Consider the following 20833-nt stretch of genomic DNA (forward strand, 5'->3'; position numbering starts at 1 on the left):
ATGGCTTTTTTGTAATGTGCGATCGCTTCTTGTGGTTTACCTTGATCGTCGAGAGTATTTGCCAAAGCAATATAAGCTTGGGCAAAGTTAGGTTCTAGTTCAATTGCTTTCCGAAAAGCCGCCTCTGCTCCTTTGAAATCTCCTTGTTTGTAGAGATTGGTTCCTTGCTTGAAGTTAGCAACTGCGTTTTTGCTCTGAGGAACTGCGGACTGTGCATCATGAATTTTTGAGAAAACAACGCCAACATCTTTACCAAAGGCACTATTCCCATTACTCAAATATAAGCAGATAATAGCTGCTACCAGTAGATTCTTGTTTTTCAGCATTTTTATTCTTTTACAAATATTGGAGCATAAAGCCCATCAACAAGAGTAAGTAAGTGGGTCAAATTAAATATAAAACCTCACCCTACCTCCGGTTTCCCTCTTTGAACTCACAAAGAGGGATTGAGGGTGAGGTTTGATCTTATGTTTATTAGCCCAAGTTGTTCGCACATTTTAAATTTACTATTATCCTGTCTGAAGATAGGACTTACGCAAACAATAGCCGAAACCCTTGTTTTCACGTTGGGGCAATTCATGAATTGCCCCAGATCGCGTGTACTTTTGCGTAAGTCCTATAAGAGAATGCGATTCTAAAAAAAAAGGACTTTGATAAAGAGTTAAGCTGTAACTGAACTGTATTGGGACATAATTACGGCAGACACTGGGAAATTGCAAAACAAAAGCCATTCTCCCTATTATGAGGAGAATTGTCAAAAAATTAGGGGACGGAACAGGAAAATTAATCTCCGCAATTCTCGCTCAACTTAAGATTGGCTTGACTTAGCACTCATTTTATCTAACAGTTCAGTGATTTTTTTAGCTTTTTCAGGTTGGCGTTGTTTTTGCAATAAATCTTTAGCTTGTCGCAGGTTAATTTTAGCTTCATCTTCTCGCTCTTGCTGCATAAGAATATTTGCTAGACGCAAGTAAGCATCAGGATTTTTCGGACTGCGGCGAATCACTTCCCGGAATAATTCTGTTGCTTCCTCTACTTGGCCTTGCTGGTTTAAAACATCTCCCAAAAACAAACGCACCACATCATTAGTAGAGTTGAGGGAAATCACCTTCCGAAAGGCTGCTTCTGCACCTTGGTAATCTTTTGCTTGAGAAAGATTGATTCCTTTTTGAAACAAGTCTGAGGTAATCAATGTTTTCCAAGCGAAATAGCTAAGAATTGACAGACTAAGAACAACTACAAGAGCAGGGATAATAGAACTAGTGGGAAAGGTTTCTAGCATTGTCTAAGCCAAAAGGCAGGCGATAGGAAAAATTAAATATTCGATAAAAAATAGTTTCCAGATAAATTGATAGAATTGAGCGATCGCACTTTTATCTTGTAAGTCTACCGCCAAACTCCGCAACCACATCCAAACTAGCAGCGCTAAATGAGTAATTACCAGAAATATGGGGTTAACTGAGGCCACACGTAGCACACCAACTAGAATTATCCCCAAATAGCAGACAGTTATCACCCAAAGAGCTAGATTAAATACAGCTTGCGAACCGAGTTTGATAGTGAAAGTAGAGATATTATAGAGGCGATCGCCTTCCATATCTGGTATATCTTTAAAGATAGCGATCGCAAAGGTAAACACCAAGATAAATAATGTCAGCACCCACACCACAGGCGGAATTACTTGGCTTTGTTTGAGTACCCAACTATAATGCAAATACAACCCTAAATTAACAATCGTGCCGCGCACCGAAAAAATACACAGCGCCGCCCAAAATGGAAACTGTTTCAAGCGAATTGGCGGTAAAGAATAAGCAGTACCAATAGCCAAACTAATTGCTACCATGCCAAATAAGAATGGCCCAGTTAGCCACGCCACAACTAGCGCCAAAATCCCAGTAAAAGCGACAATTAATTGCCCCGTCTGTTGGGAAAACTCACCTGATGCCAACGGTAAATGAGGCTTATTAATCTTGTCAATATCAACATCTTCTAATTGATTCAGCCCCACAATGTAGACATTGCCACACAGACAAGCAATCCATGCACCTAAGACAGGGAGGAGCCACTGCGGTCTTGGGGTCTCTCCAAGTCGAGCAAGTGGCAGGAGCCACTGCGGTCTTAGAGTCTCCCCAAGTCGAGCAAGTGGCGTTAGGGAATGGGGAGTAGGGAATAGGGAATCAGTAGGATTACTAATTGCAATGGCAATAAAATACAAACCCAACACACTCAGACTTGTACCAATAATCGTGTGAGGGCGAGAGAATTTCCAGAAAGCGTATAACCACTGGAAATATGATTGAACGGCTTTGCGTGGCAAAGGGCTGTTTTGAGAACTCTGGCTCATGAGTAGCTTTGATTCAATATTCTGGCTTATTGTTAACCATTGTTACAGAATTTGGTCATTAACAAGAGTCAGCCCCAACTCTTGGAGAGGCTGTGTTTCGACTTCGCTCAACATAAAGAAAGCGCTCGGGGAAGTCAAAAGTCAGGCATTCAAAAGTCAAAAGTCTAGACGCACTGTATTTTCGTAGGATAGGCAGGATGAGCAAGAGGCAGGAGTTAGGAGTTAGAATTCATGCTATTTCCCTGAATTACAGCTACAAATTATCCTCCCCTACTCCCCATAACGCTACAATCTATCAGAAAAGCAAAGAAATAGTTAAACCCAGAGTGCTTTCATGACCCAAACAGACTCATGATACAGAGCAACTAAAATTTATGGGGATTAAAAATTATTGAATTTTGAATTTTCAATTTTGAATTCGGAGCGAAGCGACGTGACGGCTGATTTAACATCTACAGTGACATTTGATTTTGTTTCCGTGCTATCCCAAGCTGCGGCTGCGTATCGAGGACACAAAGGCACACGCCCTAGTGCTGAAATATTAGTAAATGCGTTGCTACAAGCAGAAAAATCTGCCAAGCAGCAACGATTAACTTATCCGTTTGAGTCTCTTCTAGGTAAATGGCAACTTTGCTTTGCCACTGGCACTAAGAAGGTCAGAGAACGCGGGGGAATTGTATTAGGCAAGGGTTTGTATGTACCCAAGTTTATAAAAATCCATATTTCCTTTAATGCCACTTTGGAACAGGATTCAGCTAGAGGCGAAATTGGTAATCAGGTTGAATTTGGCCCAGTTTTGTTAAAGCTCACGGGGCCAGTGCAATATTTAGGTAAGAAAAATTTATTGGCGTTTGACTTTAACCAAATGCTTATCAATTTGTTTGGTCGTATTGTTTATAACAGACCAATACGTTCTGGTAAAGTTCAAACAGAAGATTTCTACAACCAGTCTATAGCTAAACTACCCTTCTTTGGCTTCTTTTTAGTGACGGAAGATTTCATTGCAGCTCGTGGCCGTGGCGGCGGATTGGCATTTTGGATTCGAGAAATTTAAAGACACTCGATTTCACCTTTGTGCCAACCATCAAACTGGACGACAACTAGACAAAATACTGTGCATATTTACTACTTCTCCAATAACTGCGATCGCAGGCGCACCAAATCCAGTTTGCTCTACCTGCTCTACAATTGTTTCTAAAGTACCAATCAATTCTTCTTGTTCTGGGCGCGTACCCCAGCGCACCAAAGCAATAGGCGTTTCTAAATTCAACCCAGCAGCACTTAACTGTTCCACAATATAAGGCAGATTGTGAATTCCCATATAAATTACAATGGTTTCGGAACCGTGGGCGATCGCATTCCAATTCACTTTTGGTCTATACTTACCCGCCGCCTCGTGACCAGTAACAAATGTGACTGAAGAACTATACAGCCGATGAGTCAATGGAATACCTGAGTATGCTGCGGCGGCAATTCCCGATGTAATACCGGGCACAACTTCTGTTGATATTCCCGCGTCGACTAATTCTTCCATCTCTTCGCCACCGCGACCAAAAATAAAAGGATCGCCACCCTTTAACCGCACCACAATTGCATGAGCCTGCGCTTTCTCAATCAGTAATTGAGTTGTTTCTTCCTGGAACAGCGAATGTTTCCCCCTCCGCTTACCAGCATTAATTTGCTCGGCTTGGGGATTAATCATTGCCAGAATTGCCGGACTCACTAAGGCATCATAGATAACTACATCTGCACATTCCAACAAACCTTTCGCCTTTAGGGTAATTAGTCCCGGATCTCCTGGCCCTGCACCTACTAAATAAACCTTTCCTAAATACTTTTTATCCTGTTTCTCTGTGCGGTTCATCTATCTGTTAAATCCCAAATTATCTCGGCTAATTCTGCACTTGCTCCTAGTGGCTCTGCCAATTGGAAATTCACCGCAGAAAATTGTAATTTTAGCTCCTCTATTGAGGCTGCGATCGCATCGGTTATTCCACCAGCAAATAAAAAGTATGGCAGAATTGCAATTTCTTTATAACCATCAGCTACTAACTCTTTCACCCGTGATTGTAAACTAGGGGGGACAGCCCAATAAGCAGCTACTGCGGGTAAACTCGCCGCCATTGCTTCCACAGTTTCTTTAGAACCTGGGCGACGGCTACCATGAGCTAAGAGAATCCATGCTTCTGCTTTTATATCAGCTGTTTGCTTTGCCAGCAATTTATCTAAATTGGGGTGAGAACCTAAATATGGTTGCAACTCAATCATGATATCTTGACCAAGAGCCTGTTGTGCTAGTGCTACTTCGGCGGGAATATCTGTCATTACATGCACTCCCGGCAATAGAAATAGCGGTACAATTTTGAGGCGATTCTGGTTTTGAGATAGTTTGCGCTCGCAAAAAGCGCTCTTGGCAAATTGTTGAATCTGCTCGTGTAAAGGCTGAGGACTCATTTCTAAAGTAGCTATACCAACCAAATGTTCGCTATTTGATGGGTTGTGGTTTTTTGGCAATTTGTTACATACCAGCTTTGCTAATTGCTGCATAGCAATTTCTGGGCGCGGATCGCGGCTTCCGTGAGATACTAGCAGATAGGCAGATGACATCGGCAAAGCTTGAACTCTCAGTGACTAATTATTATATTTTACTTAATATTAAGCTGGTGGTAATAGTTACTCTAGTGATTATTGAAACTATGATCAATTATTAAATAGAAGTATTATTAATCACTTTTATAATCTCCCCCTGCTCCCCCTGCTCCTTATTGTTTTTCAGCAGTGTAAGTATAAAATTGATCAAAAGCTCCCACCGTTTCAAATTTGTAAGAAGGTATCCAAGAGTTTATTTTTAAATCTGTACGGTAAATGCTAAAAATAATGTAATTTTGTCTTTCTGTAGTCCTGGCAAGAATTTCTTGGATTTGTGGGTTAGCCGAGTCAACCAACTTATCACAATTAAAACGAATTAAATTTTCTATGAGATTGGTAGTTTTTTTGCATACATCGGTTTTTAAGTATTCTGTCAGCCGTTGCACTGCATATTCTTCATACTCAACCTGACTGGGATTGGTCTTCGCCATTGTCACACCCAAGGCGGCGAGTCCTACTGCTGCTCCAGTATATGCAATGATGGTTAAAGGTTTCATGTTTGTAAAGTAAAATTCCTTGTAATCGTTAGACTCCAGAGACTCTAAAGCAACTGAGTCCGTTCCTTGAACAAAACCTCTTGCCCACTTGCCAAATTCTTGCTATAATTCAAATTGTTGAATGGCGAGCGTAGCCAAGTGGTTAAGGCAGTGGTTTGTGGTACCACCATTCGTGGGTTCAATTCCCATCGTTCGCCCTAAATAATTTCATATTAATATGCATACTACTGTAAAAGGTAGGTTGTGTTGTGCGAACACTCATAACCATCACTTTAACAAGGATCTGTCATTTATAGGTTTATAGACTTGAAAAGATTGCAAGGCTACTATAATTCATTAGCTTATCTTATAAAAAATGATGCATATAAGCAACATCTCTCGTTAGGATAAGACAGGAGGCAGGAGGCAAGAGGGTTTTAGCCTCGTTTCAGCCTATCGAACGAGTCCTCAATCCCTACTGCTCGATTACTTTGGCGAAGCATGAGCGAGGGAATGGATGCTGAATTTTCAAACCTTATTTGAATCGATACCGGGATTGTATATCGTCTACTCACTCGACTTTGTGATTGTCGCGGGAAGTGATGCTTACTTCCGGGCAACGAAGACAAAACGAGAACAGGTCGTTGGTCGTCCTTTATTTGAAGTTTTTCCAGACAATCCCGACGATCCAAATGCGAACGGCGTTCAGAATTTACGTGCCTCGTTGTCTAATGTAATCAAGCATCGCTTGCCTCACACGATGGCAGTGCAGAAGTATGACATTCGCCGCCCGGAATCAGAAGGGAGTGGCTTTGAAGAGCGGTACTGGATGGTAACCAACTCGCCAGTCTTTGGTGAAAACGGTGAGATGACGCATATTATTCACCGAGCCGAAGATGTTACCGAGTTGGTGCAGGTGCAGCAGCAGCAAAATGAACAGCGTCAACTCAATCAATCACTCCAAACTCGCAGCGAGCAGATGGAGATGGAAATCTATGCCATAGCGCAGGAGTTAAGGCAGGTCAACGAACAACTGCAAGCCAACGAACAGCAGCTAAAACTTGCCCTTAAAGCTAGCAAACTCGGCTCCTGGCAATTTGATCTCAAGACAAATGTTCTGTCTACTTGTGACCAGTGCAAAGTGAACTATGGTCTACCCATTGACGCTGATTTCTCGCACCAAGTTTTGATGGAGCGGATTCATCCAGAGGATCGGACTTGGGTGCAAGCGGCAATTCAAGACTCGATTACCAACCGTAGCAATTACGATGTGGAATACCGCAACGTTTGGGACGATGGCAGCACGCACTGGGTAATCGTTCGAGGGCATACGATTTACGACGAGGCGGGTAATCCTGAACGCATGGTAGGAATATCATTTGATATTACCACTCGCAAACAAGCCGAAGTTGACTTACGGGAAGCCCAGGTACAATGGGAGGCCGCTTTAGCGGCAGGAGCGATTTACACATGGCGGTGGAAGATTCCTGAGAATCTGGTGACCGTGAATGCAGCCTTTGCTTACTTGTTTGGCGTTGACTCCGTGGAGGCGACGATCGGCTTACCAATTGAACTATTTATACAGGCGATACACGAAGAAGACCGCCCAGAAGTGGTTGCAGCCATTAACCAAGCGATTGAAACCGGCAAAGAATACGTAAGTGAGTACCGCATTTATACGGCGGTGGGCGAGGAGCGCTGGGTTGCGGCACGCGGTCGCGTTGAATATGATGCTGATGGCAAAGCGATCGCTTTTCCTGGGGCACTGGCAGACATCACTGAACGCAAACAAGCTGAATCCGCTTGGCGACAGATTTCCACCGAACTCGAACGACAACTGCGAAAGTTCGATGCGATCGCCTCTTCCGTACCCGATTTTATTTATACATTCGATTTTTCGGGACGGTTCACTTACGTCAATCAGCCGTTGCTCGACCTCTGGCAAAAAACTTCGGCCCAAGCCCTCGGCAAAAACTTTTTTGACCTGGATTATCCAACCGATTTAGCAACCCGACTTCAAAATCAGATTCAACAAGTCATCAAGACGCGCCAACCGCTCAAAGATGAAACGCTGTACACAAGTGCATTCGGCACGCGCGCTCATGAATACATTTTTGTCCCGCTTTTGGGCATAAATGGCATGGTAGAAGCCGTGGCAGGTGTCACGCGAGACATTACTGATCGCAAACAGGCAGAAGCGACTGTGCAAGCCAGCAATAAACGGCTCCAGCTGCTTTCAGAAACCGCAAATGATTTGTTACTTTCCGAAGATCCCAAAGTATTTTTAGCAAGTTTGTTTGAAAAGGTTTCGACTTATTTGGGACTGGAAGTTTACTTCAATTACTTATTTCAAGAAGACCAGCAACGTCTTAAACTCAATACTTATGGGGGCATATCAGAAGACGTTGCTTTATCAGCTAGATTTTTGGAGTTAGGGCAGGGGGTGTGTGGTTATGCGGTGCAACATCGTCAACCAATTATCGTTGAAAATGCCCTCTCAACGACCGATCAACTTCCTATTCCAGTTGAGTCAAGCGGTATCAGAGCCTATGCTAGTCATCCGTTAATCGTGGGCGATCGCGTTTTGGGCACTCTGGGGCTGGGAACTCGTCAACGCGATCGCTTTACTCCCGACGAACTCGACCTCATGCAAACGGTTGCTAATCAAGTCGCTGCTGCTTTAGAACGATCGCGCCTATTTGCAGAGTTACAAGCACGCGCCGAAGCGTTAGATCAAAGTAATCGCATTAAAGATGAGTTTCTGGCGGTTCTCTCCCATGAGTTGCGTACTCCCCTGAATCCAATTCTGGGATGGTCAAAACTGTTGCAGCAGAAAAAGCTGGATGCTACAAAAACAACTACTGCGCTTGCCACCATCGAGCGCAACGCCCAACTCCAGGTGCAACTGATCGATGACTTGCTGGACATCTCCCGAATTCTGCAAGGCAAAATGAGCTTATCAAGCTCACCCATTGACCTGAATGCAGTAATCTGTGCCGCGCTGGAAACGGTTCGGCTAGCCGCAGAAGCTAAATTAATCCAAATTCAGACGACCGTCTCGCCGATTCTGGGAGTGGTAGTCGGGGATGCAGGACGATTGCAGCAGGTTGTGTGGAATCTTCTGTCGAATGCCGTAAAGTTTACTGATATTGGAGGGCAAGTCACAATTGCGCTATCCCAAGTTGAAAATCACGCCCAAATTAAAATCACCGATACTGGAAAAGGGATTCGTGCCGATTTTCTGCCCTACGTGTTTGAGCATTTCCGGCAAGAAGATAGCGCAACCACCCGCAAATTTGGCGGGCTAGGGTTGGGGCTGGCGATCGTGCGCCAAATAGTGGAAATGCACGGCGGAACAGTCACAGTAGACAGTCCTGGTGTTGGGCTAGGAGCGACATTTACAGTTAAAATTCCACTTGCACCTCAATTAACTCAAGCAGCAACCTTAGAGCGATCGCCCGTTAAGGAAAGTGATTTGAGCGGCATTCAGATTTTAGTCATCGATGATGAAACAGACTCGCGGGAGTTCATCGCTTTTGCTTTAGAGCAACATGGGGCGATCGTCACTGCTGTTGCATCCGGGGCTGATGCACTGCAAGCATTTACTCAATCCATTCCCAACATCATCATCAGTGACATTGGGATGCCAGAGATGGATGGTTATATGCTGATCCGGCAAATTCGCGCCCTTCCACCTCAGCAAGGAGGACAAATTCCCGCTATTGCTCTAACGGCTTATGCGGGAGAACTGGATCAGCAGCAAGCGATCGCAACCGGATTTCAACGTCACGTTGCCAAACCCATTGATCCAGAAGTTTTGGTGGCGATCGTCGTCGAAATGTAGACTTGTATGCTGTTCCCTTAAATGATATTGTAAAGATTACATCAAGCAGTTGAGGGCGTGACAAGTTGTGCCCAAATTTTTATACAGTTATTTAATAACATCTATCAAAAGAAATAAAAATTGTATTCCTTTAGTTAGAGCAAAAAATACTGAGTCATAGATACTTTAGTAAAGCAGAACACGATTTAAGTGCCTGCTGAAAAGTTGATATTTGTAGATACACAGATAAATTGTATTTATCTGTGTTATTTCGTGTTTATATCTGGTCTCACAAGAAAAGGTAGAGGCTTATTTGTCTCGCCTTGAAAGTCAACAATGCAAACATCGTCATTTAGTGGAGTTGCCATGTCTGAATTGCTTCAAGCAGTCTTAGATAGTGAAGAAAGAAGTGATTTGCGTTCCTTTCTTAGTGAATTACGCCAACAAGAAAAGAAGTACTTGCTGCGGAACGACATACTCAATGTATATAGTGAGTATTGCTCAAAGTCTCAGAAACCGGAGGCTTATTACACTTCCTCTGAGTTAGGCAAACTCATTTACTATACTCAAGAAATTATTCAGGAGGACTCAAACTTTTGTTTCATCATCCGTTCTAAGATTGCCAGCCAAGAAGTTTATTGGTTGACATCAGACTTGAGCATTGAGCCGATGACGGTGCAGGAACTGTTGGATTTGCGCGATCGCTTGGTGAATAAATATCATCCCAACGAGGGCGGCCTGCTAGAATTGGACTTCGGCCCGTTTTATGACTACACCCCAGTCATCCGCGACCCCAAAAATATTGGTAAGGGAGTACAATTTCTCAACCGCTATCTATCCAGCAAAATATTTCAAGATTCCAAACAATTGCTGGACAGCTTGTTGAATTTCTTGCGGCTGCACCACTACAACGGTGTGCAACTGCTGCTTAACGATCGCATTCAATCACAGCAGCAACTTTCCGAGCAAGTTAAGAAAGCGATCGGTTTTGTTAATAATCGCCCCGATGATGAACCTTACGAACAATTCCGATTCCAATTGCAGTCAATGGGTTTTGAGCCAGGTTGGGGTAACACCGCAGCGCGAGTGCGAGAAACTTTAAATATTCTCGATGAATTGATTGATTCTGCCGATCCCCAGACCCTAGAAGCCCTCATTTCTCGTGTGCCGATGATTTTTAAAATCGTCTTGGTGTCAGCCCACGGTTGGTTTGGGCAAGAGGGAGTGTTGGGGCGTCCCGATACTGGCGGTCAGGTAGTTTACGTCCTTGACCAGGCAAAAAGCCTAGAGAAGCAGCTACAAGAAGATGTCCTGCTTGCGGGTTTAGAGAAATTAAATGTCGAGCCAAAGGTGATTATTCTCACCCGCTTGATTCCCAATAGTGATGGTACTCTATGTAATCAACGGCTAGAAAAAGTCCACGATACCGAAAATGCCTGGATTTTGCGAGTGCCTTTACGAGATTTTAATCCTAACATGACTCAAAACTGGATTTCCCGGTTTGAGTTTTGGCCTTATCTAGAAACTTTCGCTATTGATTCAGAAAGAGAACTACGGGCAGAATTTCACGGCACACCTGACTTAATAGTTGGAAACTATACTGATGGGAATTTAGTAGCATTCTTGCTGGCGCGACGGCTGAAAGTTACCCAATGCAATGTTGCCCATGCTTTAGAAAAATCTAAATACTTGTTTAGTAATCTATACTGGCAAGAATTAGAGGATAAATATCATTTTTCCTTGCAATTCACAGCTGACTTGATTGCAATGAATGCTGCCAATTTTGTGATTAGCAGCACCTACCAAGAAATTGTGGGAACGCCGGATAGTGTGGGACAGTACGAGTCTTATAAATGCTTCACCATGCCAGAGTTGTACCATGTGACCAATGGGATTGAATTATTTAGTCCCAAATTTAATGTTGTACCGCCTGGAGTAAACGAAAATAATTACTTCCCCTACTCCCGGATTAAAGACCGAGTAGAGAGCGATCGCCAACGTCTTGCAGAAACACTCTTTACTCTGGAAGACCCCACGCAAATTTTTGGCAAACTCGACGATCCTAACAAGCGCCCTCTCTTCTCAATGGCGCGTCTTGACCACATCAAAAACCTTACAGGTTTAGCTGAATGTTATGGTCAAAGTGAAGAATTACAAAAGCATTGCAATTTAATTTTGGTAGCGGGTAAATTGCGCGTCGAAGAATCAGGCGACAACGAAGAACGTGACGAAATTATTAAACTCTACCAAATTATTGACCAGTACAATCTCCACGGGAAAATTCGGTGGCTGGGTGTACGCTTGTCTAAAACTGATTCTGGTGAAATTTACCGAGTAATTGCCGATCATCAGGGAATTTTTGTGCAACCAGCTTTATTTGAAGCTTTTGGTTTGACAATTTTAGAGGCGATGGTTTCAGGATTACCGACTTTTGCCACACAGTTTGGTGGCCCATTGGAGATTATTCAAGATAAGGTTAATGGCTTTTACATTAACCCAACGAATTTAGACGAGACAGCCACAAAAATTGTGGACTTCATTACTAAATGCGAACAGAATCCTAACTATTGGAATGAAATTTCACAGCGAGGAATTGACCGAGTTTACAGCACCTATACTTGGAAAATTCACACTACCAAGCTGTTATCATTAGCACGGATTTATGGATTCTGGAACTTTACCTCGATGGAGAATCGGGAAGATTTGTTGCGTTATCTTGAGGCTTTGTTCTATTTAATTTACAAGCCAAGAGCGCAACAGCTATTAGAGCAGCATAAGTACCGTTAGTTTGTCAATTGTCATTTGTCATTTGTCATTAGCTAAAGACTAAAGACAAATGACTAAGGACGATGGACAAATGGCTAAATTGTCAACGCCCGCCAGGTTTGTTGACCAACTACTCCATCCGTTGCTAAATTCTGTTGATTTTGAAAAGCTTTAACAGCAGTCTCTGTCAATGCGCCATAAATCCCATCCACTCTAACAGCATAACCATTAGACACTAACAACCGTTGTAAGGCTCTGACAGCAACACCAGAGCTACCGAAATAAAGAGTCGGCATAGGTTGGCTACTAAACTTTTGGAACCGTCCTGTAGCCTTTGCACGGACTTGATCTCCAGGCTGAGAATACTTATTAGACTCACCTAAGTTAGAAGAAGCTAGTCCCGGATTCTTTTTGCTGATTTTCTTAAGTATATGTTTTTTGTCTGGTGCGATCGCACAGGAAGAAGCCTGAGAAATCCTATCTGTCTGCATGAATTCAGGTGGTGTGACTTGAGCAGTTATCTCTAACTGACTCTCTTTTGACTGGTTTACGTCATTCTCCATCTGAACTAATTGCTGCTGTGGCAAATTGACCCCAAATGCTTGTCTTCTTGTTAACATGTCCGTCATCATCAGGTCAATTTCAGTCATTGTAGTTCATTTTACTTCAATCAATATTTCTTTTAACCAACAACATTGCTGCTGTCCGGGATAGTGCATACTGCGTAGGCGTAGCCCGTGGGAGACATTGCTTATTACGCTCAGTTGTGGATACTGAAAAAGTTTTTACCTTTTCTGATCTCGCCACAAAGCAATACCGCCTAATAACCCAGTGATATTAGGGATGAGTTTTACATTTAACGGTAGTTGTAAATTCACTCTCACCGCTTCACCGCCGCCAATGTAAAGGTAATCATAATTGAACAGATGTTGCAAGGATGCGATCGCTTTTTCTAAACGCCTATTCCATCTTTTCTCACCAATTTTTTCTAACTCTGCACGCCCCAACTGCTGCTCGAAAGTCTCTCCTTTACGAAACGGATGATGCCCCATTTCCATATTCGGCACCAGCTTACCATCTACAAATAAAGCCGAACCAAACCCCGTACCCAGAGTAATCACCAGTTCGACACCTTTACCTGCGATCGCTCCAAACCCCTGCATATCTGCATCATTAATCACCCGTACAGGCTTGTTTAAGTGTTTTAATAATGCTGTTTCCAAATCAAATCCGATCCAATCTGGATGTAAGTTTACCGCAGTTTCCGTGACTCCAGACCGCACCACACCGGGAAAACCGACCGAAACACGATGAAATTCACCTTGAGTCGCTGCTAACTCAACAATTGCATTAATTACAACCTTCGGTGTAGCAGGTTGGGGTGTATTTAAACGCGCCCTTTCCGTTACAGGATTCCCCGTAATATCCAAAACTATAGCCTTAACGCCACTGCCGCCAATATCAACCGATAAGGTATGAATCGATCCATTTTCTTCAACCATTAGCTTAAGTCCTTGTTATTAGTCCCTATTTGGTTATTATCCTCTGCTGCATCTTAATTAGACTGGATATAGCTAGAGTTCTTCACATGGGAATTTACAAGCGATCGCTCCCAATTTACACATAGGAAAAAATCTGGCTTGCTTTGGGCGGGGTTATACAGCAGTTTTTTCTTGCATGAAGTACAAAGCTACGGGTTTTGAGGCAGTGCGGCTTGAAGTAGCAGGTAGAAACTCTTTATATCTGATGCGTGAGTCCTGCGTTTTGTACCTCACTTAAAAAGCAAACTGCTGTAACTAAATCACTGAGCGTCCCTAATCCTCAATCTTATAAATCGGAATACTAATTGTAAACTGTGAGCCATGTCCTGAAACTGACTCGACTTCTAGTGTTCCTCTATGCTTTTCTACAATAATTTGATGAGCGATCGCTAATCCTAAACCAGTTCCTTTACCCACGTCTTTAGTAGTAAAAAATTGTTCAAATATACGCTGTTGTACTTCTCTAGACATTCCTACCCCATTATCAATAATTTGAATTAATATAAATTTTTGGTCTTTAGTTAGTTCTGTACGAATTTTTATTTGAGGTGTGAATTCGATTTCCGATTTAGCTAATATAGAATTGGAAGTTAGGAATCGAGTAGGTAAAGAAGTTAATTTATCTACCTCTGCTTTCTCTGTTTTCGCTAGTTGCACATTATTAATCTTCTCATCAATTGCATCAATAGCATTGCATAAAAGATTCATAAACACTTGATTCATTTGTCCTGCATAGCACTCTATAGGTATTATTTCACCGTACTCCTTAATCACTTCCATAGCTGGACGTTTTTGTGTTGCTCTCAAACGACTATGCAAAATCATTAAAGTACTATCAATACCTATATGCAAATCAACTTCTTTGATTTCCGCTTCATCCAATCGTGAGAAAATTCGGAGCGATAGCACAATTTCTTGAATGCGTTTAGATCCTACCATCATTGATGATAAAAGTTTAGGAAGGTCTTCCTTGAGAAAATCTAATTCAATGAATTTTGAAAAATCTTGAACTTCTTGAATAGTATCTGGTGTATAGTTTTCATATAATTGCAATAGTTTTAATAAATTTTCAATATATTTTTGAGCATAAATTAAGTTACCAGAAATAAAACTAACTGGATTATTAATTTCATGAGCAATTCCGGCTACCAATTGTCCCAAAGAAGACATTTTTTCTTCTTGTACTAACTTTAACTGCATTCTCCGCAGTTCTAAGTGGACATTGATGCGGGCTAAAACCTCTTCATGTTCAATAGGCTTAGTAATATAGTCTACCGCACCCAGATGCAATCCCTTCACTTTTTCCACAGTTTCAGAAAGCGCCGTCATAAAAATCACCGGAATATCTTTAGTTTTTGGGTTATTTTTTAGACGACGGCAAGTTTCAAACCCATCAATTCCTGGCATCATTACATCTAATAAAATCAAGTTTGGTAATGTCTCTTGCGCTTTTTGTAATGCACTTTCACCGCTCTTGGCAATAGAGACTTTAAAGCCAGAATTGTTTAAAATATCAAATAGAACCTTGAGGTTGTTTGGAATATCATCAACAATTAAAATCAATTCCTTTTGATAATCATTCATTTTAAATTTTAGTTAAATTTATGTTTAATTAAATTAACAATCGCTTCATCATCAAAGTTTTCTACTAACTTTAATATTTTGTTAGCAAAAACTGTATATTTAGGGTCTAAATTTTTAATTGAGTCTGCTTCTTCTTGAATTTCTTGAATATAACCAGTTTTAGCAGCATTATACAAATTAACAAGCTGTTCTGAAGGTGGAAATATCATTTCTTCCAGAGGGATATTAGTTTCTAAAAATTCATTTTTTACTTCATAAATCCATGTTAAATTTAAATAATGTTGTAATTTCTCAAATAACTCGAAATTTTGCACTGGTTTAGGCAGAAAGTCATTACAACCTGCCTCTTGGCTCTGTTGACGATTCAAGCTGAATACACTTGCAGAAGAGGCGAGAATTACCGTATTTTGAAATTTAGATTGAGCGCGTAAATGTTGCGTCATTTCTAAACCATTCATCACAGGCATTGCTAAGTCGGTAATAATCAAATCTGGTTGAAATTCTTGAGCTTTCTTTAAACCCTCTTCGCCATTTTCTGCTTCAAGGACTTTAAAACTAACAGGTTCAAGCAGATTGATAATTACAGAGCGATTTTCCCAACGGTCATCAACAATTAGAATTATCTGTTGTCTACCTTGGTAAGAAACTACATTTTTGTTTAACTCAGACGTTTGTGATGATATCCAGTTATTAGCTTCTGGTAGAGCTAAGTCAAACCAAAATTTGCTACCTTTATTTGGTGTACTTTCGACTTTGATTTTCCCTCCCATCATTTCTACAATTTGACAACTGATTGCTAATCCTAAACCTGTACCTTCAGATTTATGTTTGCTATCCCCTACTTGCTCAAAAGGTAAGAAAATTTTCTCTAATTGTTCAGGAGTCATCCCAACGCCTGAATCTTCAACTTGGAAGCGGATATTCCAAGTATTAATATTATTTATCTTTTCTATTGCATATTTTTCATTTTCTATAACTCCTACTGAAAACGTTACTTCCCCTCGTTCTGTAAATTTAATAGCATTACCCAGAAGATTAATTAATACTTGTTTTAAACGTTTTTCATCAGTATGAATAGCGGTAGGTAACTGGTTAATTACTTCATATTTAAAGTTTAATTCTTTTTGTTCAGCTTTAATACTACAAATGTTTCGTACTGCCAGAATAAAGTTTTCTAAATGAAAGTCAGTAGTATAAATATCGAGTTTTTTTGCCTCAATTTTAGAAAGTTCTAAGATGTCATTAATTAGTGTCAATAGGTGAGAACCACACTCCTGAATAATACTAAGTCCATTCTTTTGTTTGGAAGTAGCGATTTGATCGCGTTGCAGAATTTGAGCGTAGCCGAGAATTCCGTTGAGGGGAGTGCGGAGTTCATGACTCATGTTTGCTAAAAATTCGCTTTTTGCCTGATTAGCAACATCGGCTGCTTCTTTTGCTGCTTTGAGTTCTACGGTACGTTCTTCAACCCGCTTTTCTAAATCTTGATTGGTATTTTCTAAGTTGGTGAAAGACTCTCGTAACTGTCCTGCCATTCGGTTAAAGGATTGGGCAAGGATGCTGAGTTCTTTGATCCGAGAAACTTTTACTGCTAAGTCTAAGTTACCAGATGCGATCGCACTACTTGCTTGGCTTAACTCCCAAATAGGTTTGAGAATCCAACGAGAAGTGTAGATTCCCAAAATTGTCGCTACACCTAATGCACCAAGACACAGTAAAATTGTTGTCTGGTTATGGGCGTTGATTTGTGCCATAAAATCCCTTTCTGGTACAACGACAACTACTAACCAGTCGAGACCGAACTCGTCTTGCCAATTCATGACGTGGACAAATTCGCGATCGCTTTTAAACTCAAAATCTAGTATTTGGGTGTCTTTAATTGCCTTAAAGTTGCCAAATTTGTGCTGTAAATACTTTGCTGTCGCTTGAATTAAGGGATCACTACTATTTAATGCGCTTAAGCGTTGCGCTTTACCATTTATCAACGTAAATGGCCTGTGGCTACTAGAATTAGCTATTAATAACCCGTTGCGTTCAATAATAAAAGTTTTTGCTCTTGGGCTAACTTTTAAGTTGCTCAAAAAATCACTGATACTCGACAGCAGCAAATCAGCGCCGATCACACCAATCATTTTGTGGGTCTTGTCGTAAATAGGACGATCTGCCGAAGCTACGATATATCCTTCATATCCCTCTACTACGCAAATTTGACTCCAAATCGGTCGGCCTGCTTTTACCGTCTGGGCGTACCAGTCCTCAGTTACCGGGTCATAGTCTGTAAATTTTAGTAATTTAGTGCGATTTCCCTGGCTATCTACTGCGTAAGTGTAGTCTTTGTTTGCAAAACCTTTATTAATTACAATTCCTTGACCTGCCAGCCAACGACCCGCCCCAGCCTCTTGATAAGTTTCTAGATTATAGCCAATCCAGCTAACATTTTTGAATACCTGCGCTTGTTTCCAAAAGTAACGCCCTGTACTTTCCAAGTCTTTTAAGTTGAGTAGCCCTTGATCTATTGCATCAATGTTGATTTGATTAATCTGATGCGGGGTTGCCAAGTAAGTATCAAGGTGTTCGTCAACGAGGCTATCGGTTTTACTCATCAACTGATTAGCAAGGTCATTAACTGCCTTCTGTCCATTTTTAAACGAGAGATACCCCACCAGCCCCACAGCAGCAAAGATTTGGATTACAAAGGGGACTATGAGTACAAGGCGCAGTGGTAACTTTTTGGAATATGGCAAGCCAAGAAGGTTCATTGCTTCAAGTTTCGGGCAGTTTGATGACTCCTATCTTGCACTTAGCGATCAGAGTCACCAGGGCGAAGTCCAAGATGTGAGCAAAGAATAAATTTACTCGCTAGAGTTAGTTTGCCCACAATCTTGTTTGTTGTATCAATCCCGTTAAGATGAAAATGGCACAATCCAAGTAATATGCACAGTTTCATTCCATCAGAACGCTTTTATTCCCTACCTCACCTGGACTGTACATCCAAGCAATGCCAGATACCAGCCTTGGGGGCAAGTTGAATAACATGGGCCTTATCTGCGGTTAATTGTAGATGCTGCGATGCCTGCGGCGGTAAACAACGCTGTGGTGGTACTGGGAAAAGCAATAGAAAAGCTGGATGCCAGTATGCTGTTGGAGAGTATGCACCAGAACACTCAGAAAGTAGTTTACTGACTTGGGAGTGTAAGTTACCTGTAGCTTGCGTGACGCGAGATATCAGTAAAAGTGGAGTGATTGGCGACGCCACAAGCGCAACTAAAGAAAAAGGCGATCGCATTCTAGAATCTGTCGCTAACGGTTGGGCGCAAGTTATTCAAGATACTTATGCCTATCGACAACCAAAAGTGGAGAAGGGATTGACAAGTTTTACTCAAAGTTAAAAATCCCATACATTAGATGCGGCACAGCATTTAGATTTGCTAATGTAGGAATAATGGAAATAGTACTGGCGTAGCTGCTTAAAATCTATCGGGCAGCAAATTTCTATTAAAAGTAATATAAGAGAAAAAATTATGACGGCGTTTGAACCTCAAAGCATCCGCTCGTATAGCCAAGAAGATGTCCAACAAATTCTGCATTTAGCGATCGCTCGTCAAGCTGACGACAAAGATACAGAATTTTCTTATGAGCAGATATTAGAAATTGCTGCTGAGTTAGAAATTTCACCTGATTCTTTAAAATTAGCAGAACGCGATTGGGTTGTACAACAGGGTCAAGTCCAACAACGAAAAGCTTTTGACGCCTACCGCATGAGAATATTTCAGAAGCGTTTAGGCAATTATGCAATTTTTAATGGCTTTTTTATACTGGTTGATTTAATCGCTGGTGGCGGAATTTCTTGGTCGCTGTACATTTTGCTATTCTGCGGATTGCCTATAGGGCTTGATGTCTGGAATACCTTTCAAATTAAAGGCGAAGAGTATGAAATGGCATTCCAGAAATGGAGTCGTAAGCATCAGATTAAGAAAACCATTAGCACAGTTTTAAATAAGTGGTTTAAGGCATTACAGGCTTAGTATCTTTGCTTGCTGCATAAGCGTACTCGTACGGGAAAGCAAGCTACGCCTAGCGTCTTGTAAAGAAGCTCGTTGTCAACATCGCTAATTCAAAGAAAAACTCCGTAGGAGAAATTGGGGTAAATTTGCCACAACATTTGTTGTGTAACACTACTGAAAGAAAATTTGAATAAACACAGCAATTATTAGAATCAAGATTGATGTTACTTGATTGGCTGAAGTATTCTTTCTATCTTTCTACGGATATCACAGTCTATCAATAGTCTGAAAGATAATTTTATCTAAAGTGGTTTTCAAATAACACTAGGTGCAGGACTATTTCATTCTAAATGTAGACGCGATATGCTACAAAACAGCGCCAGCTCTACTTCAAGCATCTATTACCGTGTCTGAAATCGAAATTATCAAAGCTTTTGCAGGTCTAGAAGACCCCCGTCGCCGCGCCGGACAGAGACATAATCTACCATTATCTCTGGCACTGTTCACATTGGCGTAGGCGCAGCCCGCCGTAGGCATCGCAGCAGGGAATAAAGGATTTTTAGCAATTCGAGACTGGATTTAAAGCTACCGTGAGCCGTTGATTGACCTTTTTCAACCCCCAAAAAATAGACTACCAACTTAATAGCACTGTGCGTCGTGCCTTATTGCACGTAGATTACGAAGATTATTCCGTGTGTCTGAGCAAATTCTTTAATGTACAACCAAATAGTGGAGAAACTGTTGGTAAGAAAAGCAAAGTCCTCAAAGGTTCATATCAGATTGAAAATGATAATCCTAAATCCGATTCGCATCGAGCGATTATGTTAGTTAGTTCTTATATTGTTGAGCGAGGTTTAATTTTAGAGCCATTTCAAGTCGATGCCAAAACTAATGATCTTATTGCTTTACCTGAGTTAATTTCAAAACTGGCTCTCAAGGAAGTTATTTTGCTTTTGATGCTATTAATACTGAAAAAAACTTGTGAGTTGATTATAAATAGTGGAAATGATTATATTGCTGGCTTAAAAGGCAATCAACCTAATCTATTCAAAGATGTCAAAGCAAATTTTACACCGGAATTCACTTGTAAGCAGATAAACAAAGGGCATGGTCGAATTGAAAAGCGTCATGTGAGTATTTGTCAAAATCTTGATGGTATTCGTTCTTGGCCTGGACTTACCACTTTGATTCAAGTCAAATCAGACCTTTGAGGGTTTTCACACACAATATGATTGAAGTAACTAATGAAATTCGTTATTATATTTCATCTTTAAGTGAAACGGCGCAAGCTTTTGCTGAACGTATCAGAGGATATTGGGGTGTTGAGAATAAAGTTCACTATGTTCGAGACGTTACCCAAGGCGAAGATAAATCTAGAATTCGCACTACTCCCCTCCCGCAAAATTTTGCGCTTGCTCGTAATTTTTCACTCAATTTATACAGGGATAATATGTTTGAAAACATGGCACAAGCCCAACGGCTCTGCTCTTTTGGTTTAGACACACTCAAACAACTTTTTAGAATGAAATAGCCCTGCACTAGGTGAAGCACCAAATAATGTTTTTGATTTGTAAAATATTTAGATAAGCCAGGTATAACCTGCCTTGAAAACCAAGATTCATTCTTAACAAATAGTAACAGACCTA

16 protein-coding genes, 1 tRNA gene and 1 pseudogene are annotated in these 20833 nt (G+C 41.2%); 8 read left to right on the forward strand and 10 right to left on the reverse strand.

What is annotated here, in order from left to right:
- From ACFFAP_RS15240 to ACFFAP_RS15250, 3 genes are all read right to left on the reverse strand, one after another.
- The coding region (locus ACFFAP_RS15240; RefSeq protein ID WP_375511991.1) for a tetratricopeptide repeat protein at positions 1–326 on the reverse strand (326 nt) is incomplete at its 3' end.
- A gap of 482 nt (positions 327–808) precedes the next feature.
- Positions 809–1282 carry a tetratricopeptide repeat protein gene (locus ACFFAP_RS15245; protein WP_375511992.1) on the reverse strand — a complete coding sequence of 158 codons (474 nt, stop codon included), beginning with the start codon at positions 1280–1282 and terminating at the stop codon, positions 809–811.
- A gap of 3 nt (positions 1283–1285) precedes the next feature.
- Positions 1286–2344, reverse strand: a complete 1059-nt coding sequence (locus ACFFAP_RS15250; protein ID WP_375511993.1) for a homogentisate phytyltransferase — start codon at positions 2342–2344, stop codon at positions 1286–1288.
- A gap of 433 nt (positions 2345–2777) precedes the next feature.
- On the opposite strand from ACFFAP_RS15250, the gene ACFFAP_RS15255 reads away from it, so the two are divergent.
- Positions 2778–3398: a hypothetical protein gene (locus ACFFAP_RS15255; RefSeq protein WP_375512015.1), complete on the forward strand. Its 621-nt coding sequence runs from the start codon at positions 2778–2780 to the stop codon at positions 3396–3398.
- Positions 3399–3428: 30 nt separating this feature from the next.
- On the opposite strand, the gene cobA is transcribed toward ACFFAP_RS15255, so the two are convergent.
- The 3 genes from cobA to ACFFAP_RS15270 all read right to left on the reverse strand — a co-directional run bounded on the left by cobA (position 3429) and on the right by ACFFAP_RS15270 (position 5490).
- Positions 3429–4208: a uroporphyrinogen-III C-methyltransferase gene (gene cobA / locus ACFFAP_RS15260; protein WP_375511994.1), complete on the reverse strand. Its 780-nt coding sequence runs from the start codon at positions 4206–4208 to the stop codon at positions 3429–3431.
- Positions 4205–4951, reverse strand: a complete 747-nt coding sequence (locus tag ACFFAP_RS15265; protein ID WP_375511995.1) for a sirohydrochlorin chelatase — start codon at positions 4949–4951, stop codon at positions 4205–4207. The genes cobA and ACFFAP_RS15265 overlap by 4 nt, the downstream gene beginning before the upstream one ends.
- A 155-nt stretch (positions 4952–5106) precedes the next feature.
- Complete coding sequence (locus ACFFAP_RS15270; RefSeq protein WP_375511996.1) at positions 5107–5490, reverse strand: DUF4359 domain-containing protein; 384 nt, start codon at positions 5488–5490, stop codon at positions 5107–5109.
- A 124-nt stretch (positions 5491–5614) separates the two neighbouring features.
- Here ACFFAP_RS15270 and ACFFAP_RS15275 point away from each other — a divergent pair.
- The 3 genes from ACFFAP_RS15275 (at position 5615) to ACFFAP_RS15285 (ending at position 12079) form a co-directional block, all read left to right on the forward strand.
- A tRNA-His gene (locus ACFFAP_RS15275) sits at positions 5615–5687 on the forward strand.
- A 299-nt stretch (positions 5688–5986) separates the two neighbouring features.
- Positions 5987–9313, forward strand: a complete 3327-nt coding sequence (locus tag ACFFAP_RS15280) for a PAS domain S-box protein (RefSeq protein ID WP_375511997.1) — start codon at positions 5987–5989, stop codon at positions 9311–9313.
- Positions 9314–9658: 345 nt separating this feature from the next.
- The gene (locus ACFFAP_RS15285) at positions 9659–12079 is read left to right on the forward strand and encodes a sucrose synthase (protein WP_375511998.1); all 2421 of its coding nucleotides are present in this window, start codon (positions 9659–9661) and stop codon (positions 12077–12079) included.
- 74 nt (positions 12080–12153) lie between these two features.
- Here the strand turns inward: ACFFAP_RS15285 and ACFFAP_RS15290 are convergent, their stop codons facing one another.
- From ACFFAP_RS15290 to ACFFAP_RS15305, 4 genes are all read right to left on the reverse strand, one after another.
- A complete protein-coding gene (locus ACFFAP_RS15290) occupies positions 12154–12708 on the reverse strand; it encodes a peptidoglycan-binding protein (RefSeq protein ID WP_375511999.1) in 555 nt (184 codons plus the stop codon).
- 135 nt (positions 12709–12843) lie between these two features.
- Positions 12844–13560 (reverse strand): ROK family protein, encoded by a 717-nt coding sequence (locus ACFFAP_RS15295; protein ID WP_375512000.1) that lies wholly within the window; start codon positions 13558–13560, stop codon positions 12844–12846.
- A gap of 312 nt (positions 13561–13872) precedes the next feature.
- On the reverse strand, positions 13873–15183 hold the full coding sequence (locus ACFFAP_RS15300) for a sensor histidine kinase (RefSeq protein WP_375512001.1): 1311 nt from the start codon (positions 15181–15183) through the stop codon (positions 13873–13875).
- An 8-nt stretch (positions 15184–15191) separates the two neighbouring features.
- Positions 15192–17942, reverse strand: coding sequence for an ATP-binding protein (locus ACFFAP_RS15305; RefSeq protein WP_375512002.1), 2751 nt, complete (start codon positions 17940–17942; stop codon positions 15192–15194).
- Between the two features lie 378 nt (positions 17943–18320).
- Here ACFFAP_RS15305 and ACFFAP_RS15310 point away from each other — a divergent pair.
- From ACFFAP_RS15310 to ACFFAP_RS15325, 4 genes and pseudogenes are all read left to right on the forward strand, one after another.
- Positions 18321–18572, forward strand: a pseudogene (locus ACFFAP_RS15310) (creatininase family protein); the annotation flags it as partial.
- Between the two features lie 132 nt (positions 18573–18704).
- Positions 18705–19208, forward strand: a complete 504-nt coding sequence (locus ACFFAP_RS15315) for a 2TM domain-containing protein (protein ID WP_375512003.1) — start codon at positions 18705–18707, stop codon at positions 19206–19208.
- A 629-nt stretch (positions 19209–19837) separates the two neighbouring features.
- Positions 19838–20398, forward strand: a complete 561-nt coding sequence (locus tag ACFFAP_RS15320; protein ID WP_375512004.1) for an ISAs1 family transposase — start codon at positions 19838–19840, stop codon at positions 20396–20398.
- 17 nt (positions 20399–20415) lie between these two features.
- A complete protein-coding gene (locus ACFFAP_RS15325) occupies positions 20416–20718 on the forward strand; it encodes an ISAs1 family transposase (RefSeq protein ID WP_375512005.1) in 303 nt (100 codons plus the stop codon).
- Positions 20719–20833 lie beyond the last annotated feature (115 nt).

It is taken from the genome of uncultured Nostoc sp. (assembly GCF_964245575.1).
Classification (GTDB): domain Bacteria; phylum Cyanobacteriota; class Cyanobacteriia; order Cyanobacteriales; family Nostocaceae; genus Nostoc.

Bases quoted from the DNA above. Each gene is read 5' to 3' on its own strand.
- ACFFAP_RS15245 (WP_375511992.1), bottom strand. From the start codon at position 1,282: ATGCTAGAAACCTTTCCCACTAGTTCTATTATCCCTGCTCTTGTAGTT.
- ACFFAP_RS15250 (WP_375511993.1), bottom strand. From the start codon at position 2,344: ATGAGCCAGAGTTCTCAAAACAGCCCTTTGCCACGCAAAGCCGTTCAA.
- cobA (WP_375511994.1), bottom strand. From the start codon at position 4,208: ATGAACCGCACAGAGAAACAGGATAAAAAGTATTTAGGAAAGGTTTAT.
- ACFFAP_RS15265 (WP_375511995.1), bottom strand. From the start codon at position 4,951: ATGTCATCTGCCTATCTGCTAGTATCTCACGGAAGCCGCGATCCGCGC.
- ACFFAP_RS15270 (WP_375511996.1), bottom strand. From the start codon at position 5,490: ATGAAACCTTTAACCATCATTGCATATACTGGAGCAGCAGTAGGACTC.
- ACFFAP_RS15280 (WP_375511997.1), top strand. From the start codon at position 5,987: ATGCTGAATTTTCAAACCTTATTTGAATCGATACCGGGATTGTATATC.
- ACFFAP_RS15285 (WP_375511998.1), top strand. From the start codon at position 9,659: ATGTCTGAATTGCTTCAAGCAGTCTTAGATAGTGAAGAAAGAAGTGAT.
- ACFFAP_RS15290 (WP_375511999.1), bottom strand. From the start codon at position 12,708: ATGACTGAAATTGACCTGATGATGACGGACATGTTAACAAGAAGACAA.
- ACFFAP_RS15295 (WP_375512000.1), bottom strand. From the start codon at position 13,560: ATGGTTGAAGAAAATGGATCGATTCATACCTTATCGGTTGATATTGGC.
- ACFFAP_RS15300 (WP_375512001.1), bottom strand. From the start codon at position 15,183: ATGAATGATTATCAAAAGGAATTGATTTTAATTGTTGATGATATTCCA.
- ACFFAP_RS15305 (WP_375512002.1), bottom strand. From the start codon at position 17,942: ATGAACCTTCTTGGCTTGCCATATTCCAAAAAGTTACCACTGCGCCTT.
- ACFFAP_RS15315 (WP_375512003.1), top strand. From the start codon at position 18,705: ATGACGGCGTTTGAACCTCAAAGCATCCGCTCGTATAGCCAAGAAGAT.
- ACFFAP_RS15325 (WP_375512005.1), top strand. From the start codon at position 20,416: ATGATTGAAGTAACTAATGAAATTCGTTATTATATTTCATCTTTAAGT.